At 43.4% G+C, this 14,462-nt stretch carries 6 protein-coding genes and 1 pseudogene; 2 read left to right on the top strand and 5 right to left on the bottom strand.

All coding sequences use genetic code 11. The annotated features are described in order from the left end of the window. Positions 1-36: 36 nt before the first annotated feature. On the bottom strand, positions 37-4,473 hold the full coding sequence (locus DC498_RS11385; protein WP_116874283.1) for a hypothetical protein: 4,437 nt from the start codon (positions 4,471-4,473) through the stop codon (positions 37-39). Positions 4,474-4,596: 123 nt separating this feature from the next. After that, the gene (locus DC498_RS11380) at positions 4,597-10,173 is read right to left on the bottom strand and encodes a hypothetical protein (protein WP_116874282.1); all 5,577 of its coding nucleotides are present in this window, start codon (positions 10,171-10,173) and stop codon (positions 4,597-4,599) included. 341 nt (positions 10,174-10,514) lie between these two features. On the opposite strand from DC498_RS11380, the gene rhuM reads away from it, so the two are divergent. Continuing rightward, positions 10,515-11,507, top strand: coding sequence for a RhuM family protein (gene rhuM, locus DC498_RS11375; RefSeq protein WP_206197594.1), 993 nt, complete (start codon positions 10,515-10,517; stop codon positions 11,505-11,507). Positions 11,508-11,581: 74 nt separating this feature from the next. Here rhuM and DC498_RS11370 read toward each other — a convergent pair whose 3' ends face one another. Both DC498_RS11370 and DC498_RS11365 read right to left on the bottom strand, forming a co-directional pair. Further along, positions 11,582-12,502 (bottom strand): DUF6089 family protein, encoded by a 921-nt coding sequence (locus tag DC498_RS11370; protein ID WP_116874281.1) that lies wholly within the window; start codon positions 12,500-12,502, stop codon positions 11,582-11,584. A 136-nt stretch (positions 12,503-12,638) separates the two neighbouring features. Next, positions 12,639-13,034 (bottom strand): hypothetical protein, encoded by a 396-nt coding sequence (locus tag DC498_RS11365; RefSeq protein ID WP_116874280.1) that lies wholly within the window; start codon positions 13,032-13,034, stop codon positions 12,639-12,641. Between the two features lie 227 nt (positions 13,035-13,261). Between DC498_RS11365 and DC498_RS11360 the strand changes: the two genes are divergently transcribed. Continuing rightward, positions 13,262-13,654, top strand: coding sequence for a hypothetical protein (locus DC498_RS11360; RefSeq protein ID WP_116874279.1), 393 nt, complete (start codon positions 13,262-13,264; stop codon positions 13,652-13,654). Positions 13,655-13,702: 48 nt separating this feature from the next. Here the strand turns inward: DC498_RS11360 and DC498_RS11355 are convergent. Then, positions 13,703-13,999: pseudogene (locus tag DC498_RS11355) on the bottom strand (RHS repeat domain-containing protein); the annotation flags it as partial. Positions 14,000-14,462: the final 463 nt, after the last annotated feature.

Genomic DNA, 14,462 nt, shown 5'->3' with positions numbered 1-14,462 from the left:
CCACGCATAGCCCTCTTATCGCCTCTGGCGATACCCTCACCCGCACGTAGGGCAGCAAACAAACGGCACCTCTGTAAGCGGCGATGTGCGCAATATCCTGTAATTACCCAGTTCTTCATTCAACGCCTGGCGGTTCTTCCGTCTTCTTTCCAGCAATGTTGATGCGATCAACTGGGTATTATCAATACCCTGCAAGGCGGTCAGTTGCTCATCCGTTAAAGAAAAGAAATGATCAAAGAAGCTGGTGATATTACCGAATACTTCTACCACCAATACGCTCAGCGCGGCATCTTCAGGTAAACCCAATTGTGTAAGCAGCACCGCGATCTCTTTATTATCCCAGACAGCGGTGGCGGTTTTAGGCAGGTCTTTATAAATCGCTTTTATTGCTCCCGCCACAAGCGTAGCATCAGTAAATTTTGCGGCGGCTACAGGCGGCGCAGCCTCTTTCAGCTTCAGCTCATCAAAGGCCTGCAATATAGTTGAGGCCATGCCTTTATCTATTTTAACCACTTTGCCTTTCCTGTAATCTGTTATAGCCCTTGTTATCTTTTTCTCATATTCACCGCTCACATTCAACCGCGATACTTCATTCATTAAAGTAAGATTGCTCAGCACCACATTGGCTCTTGCTATATCATCCACTTCGCCCAGTGTCCATACCGTTGATATATTGGTTATGGACGACACAACCGTATTGGTAAAAGTGCCGGGATTAAATGTGCCCACAGTTCCCCTGGCCGGTGGTTTTACCAGTGTCATTAATTTTTCATCCAGCAATATATTCCTGTATTCAAGCCGGTCTGCCTGCTGCACCTGTGCATACAATACGCAATGCAGTTGTGTACGTGGCGGATCGCTGGTTACATTCTTTCCCTTATATACTGCCCTGGCGTACGGCGCGGTTACATATACTTTGTCTTTATCCCTGTTTACATTGCACAGCAATGTTGGTACGGGATGTTGCATACCGGCTACCTCAAGCGGTCGTCCGAAACGCCCCTGCGCGGTGCTCCATAAATTTTCTTTTCCTTCCTGGCCGTCGCTCCAGTGCCCGTGGCCGATGCGGAACTCGTAGGTAAAGAACCCGAACAGTTCAGGGCTTTCAGCATACAGTCCCGGTGGCAAAGGCAGCAGGTAGTGAATATCGTCATCATCGCTTGCTTTTTCCATAGGCTGCATAGCGCTCAGTCCGGCCATATCATCTGTTTGCCCGGGCGTGATCATCCGGATATATTCCGGTTCAATGGGTAAAGGCGGATTTTCTTCTGTTTCACGCAACAGCTCGGCAAGCTGCTTATTATTACCGATGAGCTGGTCCGGCGCGTAATGCAGCACCCTGCAAAACAAGGTATCAGCCGGGTTTTCAACCGGCTCTTCCAGTTCAACCCATAAATATTTTTGTCTTGCCTCGGTAGATTGATATTTTTCTGCCTTGATATATGGAGAGAACGCCAATCCTACACTCGCAATTTTAGGCACCTGTGATGGGATAACGGTTGAAGGCAACAGAATCAGGTCTGGTTGTATACTTGCAGGCTGTCCATGCCCTGGTTTAAAATTTGGTGTGACGGTATACTGCACTTCTATTGTATCCGGGAAACGCAGTCGTCCACCAGGAGTAAGTAAAGAAGATTTTGGTTCAATCGCGTCAATAAAAATAATAGTGGTACTGCTCCTGTTCACATTACCAAAAGCGTCCGCCTGTAATGACTCGAACGAAGCCGAATGCTTCAGTTCTATATCGCCGATATTTGCCAGCACCTCTGCTTCATCCGGCGCATCTTTACTGAATTTTTTATTCCGGGAGATAGTAAAGGCTACATCTTCCAATGCGTCCCAGCTCCAGTCGCGGTCAATCCGGTATACCAGGCAACCCAACCAGTGGTTACACAAATCTCCTTTGGATGAAAAAGTAATGCTGCTGCCATCTGGCGCCAGGCTATGGCGTATCTTGTTATTGCAGCCAAACACAACCCTTTCGCCTTTTTCTGATACCAACGTTAAACCATTGGCTTTTACACCCAGTTGCTGTGCAAGCCGCTGCATGATATTGGGCTGCACGCTTGTTTCTGCGTTAAAAAAGAAAAACTGCCCAACAACGCCCTTGCGTATATACTCAGGGTCGGGTTGCAGGTACAACCCCTTCAGCCCGGGCACATTGGCTTTTGGCAACAGCAGGTTACTTTCATCAGCAGATTCCTTATAAAACCGGAATTGGGTTGTTTTACCGTAGCGGCTGTCCAGATCATGATTACCTTCGTTAATAAACCCGTAATACGAGCTATTGTTTCCATCACATACAGCTCTTATCGTCATTCTTATTTTTCTTGCGGAAGGCAATGGTATATCCTGCATAGCGTCGATAGCTGCTTTGTTCAATGCAGGGTCATTAAACGGATCATCAAGGCTGCCCAGATTAAGTGTTGGTATATCATGAAAAACCACATTCAGCGAAAGTGAATTTTCAAAATCAGCGGCATTGACTACCGCCGGGAAATCTCTTGTGGTTTTGTATAGTGTAATATAATTTTCCTTACCACTATCGCTGGCCAGGTTATCAAGCCTCAGCGTTTCAACTTCCACCTTAACTTCAACTTTGGTTACATCAGGATCAGCAATCGCAGGCTGAACAACATTGGGCTCATCAGTAGTTCCTCCCTGCTTTTGATCCTGTGCGGATTGTATCAGCAGTTGTACAGGGTTGCTGCCCAGCGCCTGGTATTTATCAGTAAATACAACAGCAGGGTAGTTTAGCAGTGGTCGTTGAATATTAATAACCGGATTTGCATCAAATACCGAAGGTTGCCCTTCAGTGATGATCTCATTATAAAAATCAGCCTTAACCAGTCGTATATCCAATGGCTTTTCTATGCGGCATAATGCCGGCGACACATATCTTTTAAAGCTCCATTCAGAAGTTGGCGCGGGCGCATTGTTATATACATCTTCGCTTATGCCCGGCCCGCCGCCGCTTATATCCATCATGCGCACTCTGAACCGGTAACGGTGACCATAACGGAGCAGCGTAGCCGCAGGCACTTCATCAAACATATTATTGGCGTCAACCGCTTTGGTTGGGGTGGGATCATCCTTATCCAACCTTGCTTCATCATTCTGGTGAATAGCAATGGCGTCGGTATCTTTTAAGATCATGCTCTTGCCTATCCAGCTTGTAAAATACATGGGCAGCCAGAAAGGCGCCGTAGTATCGTTATCCAATTGTGTGGGAAAAACCTGGAAGGGTAATTCGAGCTGCTGGTTGGGTGCATTACCTACCGGTACGCCGCCAAAACTGTATGCCTGTTTGCAGCTTACCAGGTTAAGGCTGCTCCAGTCGGCATTCACGGCATCTTCCTGTACATCAATCTTATACCCGAATACGCCAAGCGGTGCATCAATACGTTTGCCCGGCTCCTGCGGGTTGGCTTCTAACTGCCGCATATACCATATCAGTATCTGCTCATCATCCCATGCAAGCCGTATGCCTTCATCTTTTACAGGCGGAGCGCCATCCTGTTGTTCAGCCAGCCATATACGGCTTACAGGTTGACCGGCATGTACAATTTTTGAGAAGCCGTCATTATATTCATTGAGCTCAGCGAATATTTTATCCCAGGGCGCTTTGGGCGGCTCCGGGTCTACAAGCTCACCTGCTTTTACAAACAATACCGGGAATAAAATGGGTGCAAATACAGGTCGTTTGTTTTCATCACCCAATTTTAATTTGGGTATTCTTGCGGCATACGGCTTAATAAACGGGCCATCTGCGGTAATCATCAACTGATCCTGTATATTTTTATATTCCGGTGTGGTGATATCAGCATATATATAGCAACCTTTTTCGAACAATGCTTTATTGCCGTCATCAATAACCAACTGTGTTTCGTAAACCATACCGCATGCTTTTGCAAGCAATGGCTGGCGGAGTATATAGGCAAATACTTTACCCCAGCTCAGGTCGTCATCGTTTTTCCAGCCATCTTTCTTCTTGGTATCTTTTTTTATGGCGCAGTGATAGCTGTCATCTGTTTTTGCATTAGGCACACGCGGTCCGGTAAAGTTGAATGAATCGCGGTAGGTTTCCGGCAGGTATTTATTTACCGTATAAAATTCACTGGGTGTTTTATCCGTATCCGTAATATTGATCTTAGCGCCAAAATCTGTTCTGATCGCTTCAAGCAAAGCTTTTTTATTTCCCGCAGCATTCACGTTAATGCCAATACTAACAGGGGTTCTGCCAACAGCCAACGCATTACCAATAGGCCATTCACTCATTCCTTTAACTACTTTTAATTCAAACTCAGGGTTAATATCAGCAAAAGCTGTTGCGGTATCAAATGGCGCGGCCAGTCCTGTTGCATTATTAAAAGGATCACGGTTACGCGGAATAAGCACGATGTTCAGCTTTAATACTGTTCCATCAAATCCCTGAGGGAAAACCATCGTAGTATATCTTCTGTTCGCTTCCATAATATAATATTATCAACGTTTAATATTTAGTCCGTCGGCTATGGGCAATGAGCTATGGGCGATCGGCATGAAAGACCTTCTGATAGCTGACGGCTGATAGCTCAAAGCCCATTGCCCACCGCCCTACGCCACCTGCCTGTCTTCTCCCCATGTTTTGGAGAAGCTGATATCAATAATCAAAAAGATGCTGATATCTATAGCAAATGTTACCTGGGCGCTGCAGTCTGTTTTATCACTGCCCAGTTCCCGCACCACTATTCCTTTGGCTTCTATAGTAATGGCAACACATACCAAACCACCCAGCAGGTTTGCCTGACCTTTAAATACCATTAATGCTGCCAGCACCACTTTATCTTTATCTGCATACATTTCCACACCTACCATAAAGCTTACGCTCGCATTGCCTACCACAGGCAGACTAACAACTATGGATACCCCAAAACCAAATTTCAATTGCAGGCTCGGCCCAACCTTAGTATCTGCGGCAATTTTTACATCTACCGCTCCAATAGCATATATTGATCCAACACCAACGGAATAACACATGATCTGCAAACCGCCGTGGAATTGCAGGAATGCTCCTGCTGTTGGCAACAATTGTGAAGGATCTGTAGTAACTTTTAATGCAGCATTAAAATATACGCCGGCGCTTAATGATGCTTCAAGCTTGAGCGGTGTTTGAGCGCTGTTGTATAGTTCATCTGTAGGCGGGAACCGGATGGTGGCGATCTCTTTGCTGGCTTCAAATTTATATTGCCATATTTCGCCACTATTGCTCATGGCAAGCTTCAATCCTTTTTTCAGCACTTCTTTATAATCATTGGTGCTTAACGATGCCAGCATCTGCAGTATATCAATTACCGGTTGTAATGCATCGCTGAATTCTATTTCCGGCATTGGCAGCCCGTCAGTATTACCATCAGGTCCGCCTTCATAATTACTCTCTTTGCCTTTTCCGGCATCAAAATTTCCTTTGATAATCATCAGGCGTTTCATGTCACCCAGGTCAACCACCATCGCAAGATTATTCAGGCGGCTCTTCCATTGGTTGCCCATATCGTTGGCAAAAGAATCTACATCAAAGTTTAGTTTACTGTCTACATAAGTATTAGCAGGAGCATCCTTTTTACCCGTTTTATATTCAATATATATTCTAAGCGCTTCCGTGTCAACCAGCGGCACTTCAAAAGAAGGCACATCAAACCTCAATGCTTTATCAAGAATGCCATTTGCCCCCTGCTTCAGCATATTCATACCCTGGCTGATCGCGGCTTCACCTGCCTTCACTGCTTCCACCTGCATTAACTCCCAAACTTTTGTTCCTCCGTCTTCCAGCACGCTTTGCGTAAAAGCCTGGAAGGTGTTGCCATTACCATCTTTGCTGTTGAGCAAAGGCATGGCCTTGCCAAAATTGTCTATGGCATTACCGATATTAGGGAATATACTTTCCCCGCTCATCAGGCGGTAAGCATCAGCAAAAACAGGCGGCGTTTTGCTGAGCATTTTAGCATTATTCAGCTCGTAGGCCGGTGTAAGGAATAAGGCTTTTTGCGTTGCGGTTGATTGCAGGTAACCGAAGTTCAGTGTGTCAGCAGCAGGGTCGCGTAATATTTCCATAGGATGCGCCACACGAACAAGTTGTTTCTGCAGAATATTGCTATCAACCACATTTCCTTTTTTCCATGCGCCTGTGCGAATAAGCGGAACCATTGTATCTGTTGGCAGCGGCGTAACTTCTCCTGTGCCTACATTATGCTGAACCAAAGCCCAGCTACCATCTTTAGGCAGAAAAACATTACCCCTTGCAGCCACCACAAATACCGGCTTGGTACCCGCCTTATCAATTGAAGGCGCTACATCAAAACGCGCTGCACGTATTTGCTGGTTGCTTTTATTGATATCGAGTACACAATCAATATCGCCGCCGATGCTCCCGTTTTGCAGATCCAGCAGTTCTTTTAATTGTTGGGCTGTCAGCGGTTTGCCGGCGGGCGCTACCTGCACATAACCGAGTATGCGTTTTGATACCACTCTTTTATTTACATGCCCCTGCACTACATTTTCTATTTCTACATCAGCATCAAAATATACACCGCCGCATTTTACAGGCTCATGCAAAGGAGCGCCGGTTGTATTTGTATATAACTGTCCTTTCACACCGTTCACATAATCTTCGTTGATTGCAATAATATTTTCGCTGTTATATTCCGTTACGGAAGGGGCGTCTTTGATATTTCTTACATTGAATAATCCCCTGATGATACCGGTGTGGAATTCGTATTGCGGGGGTATATTATTCGCTTCATCGGGTATGTGCACAAAGTCATTTGTTGTAAGGTGGCCGAATGGGTCAACACCTTTCTTTAAATAGCTGAATGAAAAATCAAACAAGCCGTCACTTTCTGCTTTCCAGCCGCTGTCGGTTCTGAACACATAACCTGAACCTGTGCGGAAAACCGTAATGGTGCGCACTACACGTATACCCCAGGGATACAGGATGCTTTTCACCTGTATCACCTCATGCCCCGTGCGGCCAAGCATTACATCAAACCGTGCCTGGCTGGTTTGCGCCAACGCCGCGCCGGGGCTTATCCAGTTGCTGAATATGCTGGCGCCATATCCCGTAACATCCATACGGGAAACAGGCACGCCGCGTGAATCTTTTAAAAGAGAGGAAAGGCTTAATGGTCCGAATAAAAATTCATTATTAAAAATTTCTGTCACTCTGTGTCCGAGGTTGCTGGCATAAGAAGCAATACCATACCAGTTCAGCAGGTTATTTGCCTGAACGGTATAGCCGGGAAACATATCACTATCATACTCCGTTGGATTGGCAGGATTGGGTTTGCCGAATCTTCCGGCCTGCAGGCTTACCTGGATACCGCCCTCAAGTTTATACGTGTTATCTTCTTCGTTCTTCCTGAACTTTGGACGGATATTTTCAATAGCCGGCTTTTGCGGTTCAACAAAATGTTTTGAAATATAGCTGATGGCTTTTAAGCCAAATGGCAGGGTGAAGGTTGCCAGTGTATAATTACCCGGTTGCGATGTAAAGTCTTCAATCAATCCATTGGTAACCGGTATGGGCGCCAACGGAACAGGGGCAGCATTGTTATTCCATATACGTGCCGGGCCGCCATCATCAGCATAATATAAAAAGCCTGCATCGGGATCCATTAATAATTTTGCAGGAGGATTATCACTATCCGGCGGAGTAAGATTTATCTCCGGCTCCCAGGCCATTAACGGCAATGTGAAGGCGCGCACCCGGTGCGATGGCAGTTTAACCTGCATGCCTTCCACCAAAAACGGGAACGCGGTATTATACGCCGCGGCATTGTAATCTATATTATGCACTTCTCCATCCCTGCCGCGAACACTTCCTGTTTTTATGATCTGCCAGTTGGTTCCAAAGCTTACACCCAACTGGTTGGCATTGCTGCTTACATCTAACAAAGAAAAAAATTCATGCTGAACACCGATGCTGCTATCCCATACATCTTCTATATCTCTCTTCATTTTGGCAAGCGCATTCGCATCATATATTTTTCCATTGCCATCTTTATACCCTGAGAGCAGATCAACATTCAGTTGTGGTTCCTGTTTTATGATTTCGCCGGTTAGTATATCATCTATTACCTCGGGTAAAAACTGGTTGCTTGTTAATTTAGTTGTTGTGCGCAAATTACCAAACAGAGACCTTGCAACGGTGGCTGTTTGCCGCAATGGTTTCTTTAACGCTGTAATAGTAGTTCTTGCTTTTGCATCGGAGACTTTAATCGCTTTTTTAACAGGCGTTTGCTGCGGAAGATCCATAACATTGGGCAGCTCAACGCCGCCAAAGTAAAAGTTGACTTTTACATTATCTGTTGCTTCATCAGCCCCAACAAAAGTTATGAAACAAACCAGCAGGCTGCTGAAGCCCGCAGCTCCTGCAAGACGGTTATACCTGTCATTGCCTGCACCCCTTCTCCATAATCCCAGGTTTGCTACATAAGGATCAGGCAGGGTTGGCAAATAGCTGTATAGTGTAAATACAACAATAAAATTTCCGCGCTTCACATCCGTCATACTATCATCGCACTCTCCAAAAAGAATAAATGTTTTTACAGGAGATACGGTGAACAAAGCATTTTCAAGCGCAATAGAAAACAACCGCACCTGCTGAGCCGCACCTGTTATATTCGTATTAACTGCCTGGTCAGCCTGCACATCATCTTCTATCAGCATTACTCTTCTTCCGTTTTTGCCGCCGCTCAATAATAATGAGCACGATAAAGATTCTACAGGGAATGGTTCACCGTTCACTTTTACCGGTCTGTCGGCCTGTATATCTGCCGCGCAGAAAGTGCTGATCACTTCAACAGCGGCCTTACTGTTGCTGATAAAAATAAGCGGCGCTTTTTCCAGTAATAAAAGATCAGCGGTTGTGCCATGGGGGTTCTCGTTATCCTGCCATAATTGTAAATGATGTGATGCGCCAAGCCCGTTTGATTCAAGATCAATAATAGCAATATCACCTGGCTTGCCTAATATGGTGGGGGCAACAAGACGGATGTCTTCATCCTGCAATCCTGTCCAGCTGATGCGTAGTCCTTCTGCACATTGCAGCATTACCAACCCATTGCCGGAAGCGGCAACCGGCGAGGCTATATTGATTGCGCTGGTTGGCAAAGCCCAATATGATTTTTGCAGCTCCGCGGTGTCGGCAGGCAAAATCCAAGGGCTTTGATTTTTTAAAAAACTAAACTCATTTACACTTGCCCTCCAGGGGATCAGCAGCATATCATTTACATATTTGAAGGCAGTGCTTGCAGCAGGCGTAAAATTGAAAGCAATATCCTGACCATATATATTACAGGAAGAAGGAGCAACCTGTGTAACGTTCGCTTTATTGTTTTGCCATGTAAATGCCCATGTTGCAGGAAGCGTATAAATGGCAGCACGTGCATCTTTACCATAAGGAGAAGTTTCTGCTGCTCCGTCATCTTCATCCTGCACCAGCTCCAGCGACATTTCTATTACAGCAGCCGGATTAATTGTTATCTGGTTGTTCTGCAGTGTTGGAGCGGCGCTTAATTTAAGGCTGCCTTTCTTTACCTGCACACCAACAAACCTGTCTGCTGCCGCGGAAGCATACAAAAACCTTGCATTGATCCAAACACTGCCGGCAACAATATTATAAGTGGTGAAGAGTTGATTGGCAGGCAGGAATATGCCGCCGCGGAACGAAGCTTTAAATAAAAGAATGGGTTGGTTACCGAGATATAATGTAATCAGCTTTTCTACACGGTAAATATCTATCCATATCTCACGCCCTTCATTATTCAGGAACGGTCCAAAACTTTCAGCCGGAGAAGCGCCTGCAGCCCAGTCGGGTTTGCTGCCTGCAATTGCTGCATTCAACACCGGAGTGCTGCGTACAAAAACATTTTCGGTTGGCTCTGCCCCGGCATTGCCAATTAGCTGGTGAGCCAGGTTATCTATACTTTGCAGTGTGCTGCTTTTTATATTGTCCCTGCTATAGAGATTGGCTTTATAAAAAAGCTGCTCACTGCCCGTATCTTCAATTTTCTGGTTGAGCAGGGAAGATGCAACCCTCAACCTCGCCTGCTGAAGTTGTTCTTCCTGTGCGGCATCTTTGGCGGTAAGATGGCCGGTAATGCTTTCGAGCATGGCAGACAATTGCGCCTGTGTCATCAAATTGAATTTAATGAATGAACTAATGGATAGGTTTTACACAAAACTCAGGATGTGATTTTACAGGGGTGGCAGGTGCTTTATGCAATAAAGTTTTCTAGTTGCGGATAATGTGTTGTAAAAGGGGTCATAGGCATCTGCTCAGGGAGGGAACGTAATATTAGAAAATAGAAATGATTAATCAAAGCATTGTGGATTGTTTTTAGTGCCCGGTATAAATTTGGGTGTTTATGGTCGTTTTTCAATTATGTTTTATCACTGAAGGGCAAAACATGGGTTGGCAATCTTACCTATGTTTTTTACATTGTGTGTTCAACGTATAGATTCATATACAACAGCCTATGCTGAAAAAAGATAAGATGAGTGAAATTGTTATATATCAATCTCCAGACGATCAAACGCAAATAGAAGTTAAGTTTGAAGGAGATACCGCTTGGCTTACACAAAAGCAAATGGCTGAACTTTTTCAAACAACACCGCAAAATATCACCCTTCACCTTAAAAACATTTATGCGGAAGATGAAATTGAAGAAAATTCAACTTGTAAGGAATACTTACAAGTTCAAAAGGAAGGGAAAAGACAGGTAAAACGTAAACAATTAATTTATAATTTGGATGCAATCTTGTCGGTTGGCTATCGTATCAACTCCAAACGAGGCACGCAATTCCGGCAATGGGCCACCCAACGCCTTAAAGACTTTTTAGTGCAGGGTTATGCAGTTAACCAAAAGCGACTGGAACAATTACAACAGGTGGTAAGTATAATACAGGAATCAGGAAAAAATAAAGGGTTATCGGCATCGGAAGTAAAAGGACTGCTGGATATCATTGCCAATTACACCCAAAGTTTCGTGCTCCTAAACCGTTTCGACAGTAACAGGCTCACCAGTGAGCGACTGGATGAAAACATTACATATGAAATTCAATACACAGAAGCGATAAAGGCAATAGAAACGCTTAAACAACAATTGATAGAAAATAAAGAAGCCACTGCATTATTTGGGAATCAAAAAGACGAAAGTTTCAAGGGCATTCTTGGCAATATAGTTCAAACCTTTGGTGGTGAATACCTGTACAAAAGTATTGAAGAGCAGGCGGCACATCTTTTATATTTTGTTATCAAAAATCATCCCTTCAGCGATGGCAATAAAAGAATAGGCGCATTTTTGTTTATATGGTTCCTGGAAAAAAACAAACACCGGTTCAAACAAAATGGAGAGCTTAAAATAAATGATAACGGATTAGTGGCGCTCGCATTACTTGTAGCGCAAAGCAATCCTGATGATAAAGAATTAATGATACAACTCATTATAAATCTCATTAACAATCGCTGATGAACTAAGCCGAAACCCGGGCAGAATTAACTGACCCCAAACTAAAAAGGAATGGCCGGATATGAAACTGCAGTTTAGCGCAACGCTCTTCCTAAAATAATTCCAACTTTAAACTGTATTGTAAAATACGAATCATTTCTGCTATCTCTTCCCCTGATGGAACCCGGAGTTGTGATATGTGACGGGTCAAGTTCTCCCTGCCTGTCGTGCAATTGCATAGCGAGACTGGCATTCTCGGGCGTTAGATATTTTTGAAATAATGCAGGATCAATATATCGCGTACTTACATCATCAAGATAATCTGTTGTGGTAATGCGATGGAGCACTTCAATACGGAGATTGCACAAAGGGGAGAGTTCATATTTTATCCCTGCTCCAACCGGAAAATTTACCTGTGTTAGTTTATACGGAGCACGATCACCATATTCAGTAAATCCCTGTCCTTCTGTATGCAAGGGCTGAAGGTTTATGCTTTCATTATGCAAGTACGCCTGCGGATTAAAATGGAATATACCAATGCCGCCGGTTATATAAGGTGAAAACCGGGAACGTTTATCATTATTAAAAAGCAAATGCGATAGCGGGTAATACTCAACCAGTAAAAGCAATTCGTAGATATTGCTCCAGAATTGCAAATTTCTTTTATAACGGTTTATTCCGCCGGTTGACTGATCGCTTTTTAGGATATTATCCGAAGCGGTAATAGTTCCTGCATTAAATTCAAGCCTTGCACCCAGCGTATATAAGTAAACAAACCCGGCGCTTATTCCTCCGCTGAATTTAGTATTGACCAGGTTCAGGTCTTTCAAAAAGCCTTTACCATCCCCTGACCTGCCGCCAAGGTCAGTAAGGCAATTTATTGCACCGGCAGAAGCATTTATTTCAAACAGAAAGTCTTTGTCGTAATAGCGGTTATTGTAAAAATAATCCTGGGAGAAAACGCGTGTGCAGCAAAGAGCACATAAAAAAAGTATCGCCATAGGTTTGGTGGTCATGGTTAACAACGTTTAGCATTAGCAATGGTTACAGCAACAATCCTAAGATACTGAAAATTTATATCGCCGCTCCTGTTTTCACAAAATAAAAAGCGCCCCTTAATTGGGGCGCTTTTTATACGCTTACTGTCAAAACCTATGACTTTTCTTTTTGTTTGTCTTTCATCTTCCCTTTCATTTCTTCTTTCAAAGATTCGTACTTGGTAAATTGTTCAGGCGTTAATACTCCTTTCAGGGCAGTGTTTCTTTCTTCTTCCAGTGGTTTTATTTTTTCCATCCAGGCGCTTTTATCAGCGCCGTCTTTTTTGATGTCTTTTGATTTGGTAGCAAAATCAAGGTTTATAACCTGCACCTTCTGGTATTGTTCATCTGTAAGCGTTAATGCTGTTTTCATTTTATCGCTCATCATTTTCGCTTTCTCTTCCGGGGTTTTGTGTTGCATTTTATCCTGCGCAGATACAGATGCGCTTATCAGCAGGGTAACAGCCATAAATCCCATAGTTACTACTGATTTTACGTTTATGCATTTCATAACAATCGATTTAAATGAAGAATAAAGTTCACGGTAAGATGTATATCCAAAATGCTACCAGCATTTGGCTTATTGCGTTAAATTAATGTTATAGGAGGAATGGGGGAAAATTGAGATATCCCCGGATTATATAGCGGCAATAATACGGCATGGGGAATTGACAAAAAACACTCCGCACCATGATAAAGATCATTGATAAATGCCTGGAACAATTTTAATATTGATGCATGAAAGATTCACGCAAATTTTATAAAGCATTAGGCGATTTATTTTATGCCATAGCCGCCGCGGATGATACTGTTAGAGCTGAAGAAAAAACGCAGCTGGATAAAGAGATACAGTTTGCCTGGAAACATTATGACAACAGCACCGACCGCTTTGGCAGTGACAGGGCATTCCTGACCGAGTTTGAATTTGAAGCGATGGAAGACAGCATGATTCCAGCCGAAGAAGCATACAATGCTTTTGAAGCTTATTTTAATGACCATCAGCAGGAAATTGATACACATACCCGCGTTCGCGTTTTCAACAGTGCGCGGCATATTGCGGAAGCAACACGAAAGCTCAATAAGGAAGAAACAAAATATCTTATAAGATTAAAAAATTTGTTGCGCGTTTAAGTAGCCAGGCCCACAACCGGATATCGCCTTATTATTTATGGTAAAACACTATTTTTGCCGCTTACAAAACCGCCCACCGACAGCCAGCATTCCATCAGGATCAATAAATCTCATTGGGTTATTATACCCATAGTTATAAGGCGACCATCTTTTTGAAACATCACTCAATGGATCAATCACATGCCACCTTCCTATTTGATTATCATACATCCTTGCACCGTAGTCATACCATTCCAATCCACTACCATCCGAAAATTCCTTTTGTTGTTTTTCCTTTCCATTATACTCAAATCTGTTATCTAGTTTATTAGCAGCCTGCGCAGATATGCCGGCAAGTGTACCGCCGAACGGATAATAATGCGCCTCCTATAGCTACTGGTGTAGGTTACCAGCAGCTTGAAGCAGAATTTAAATAATGGATAAAATCGAATATGTTCCAAATTACACATAACAACACCAAAAAGCCGATAACAATATTTTTTCTAAAAAAAATATATATAAAGAATTGAGCACAAAGTAAAAATAGGGTTTTGTAGATTATATAGAAAGCTGAAAATTCACTACAATATGGTGTCTTAAAGAATACAAAAGCCAGTATTGCCAAATTTAAAATTATACAGCCCAATGAAAATCTAGTTGCTATTATTTCCATTTAAATGTATTATTTTATCCCCCTATCAGGCGCAAGCGTCTCGTGGCTGTTGCACAACCTTGATTTAAAAAATGCAAGTCTATTTTTGGATACCTATACAACTTTTAAAAAAATACCACCTGATTTTAGCAATAAAAACCTTAGCTAAAATTAGAA

Origin of the sequence: Terrimonas sp., from assembly GCF_003075435.1 — a bacterium.
Taxonomy (GTDB): Bacteria; Bacteroidota; Bacteroidia; order Chitinophagales; family Chitinophagaceae; genus Agriterribacter.
The sequence above is the reverse complement of the archived record's forward strand: the minus strand, read 5'-3'. Positions and strand labels throughout refer to the sequence as shown.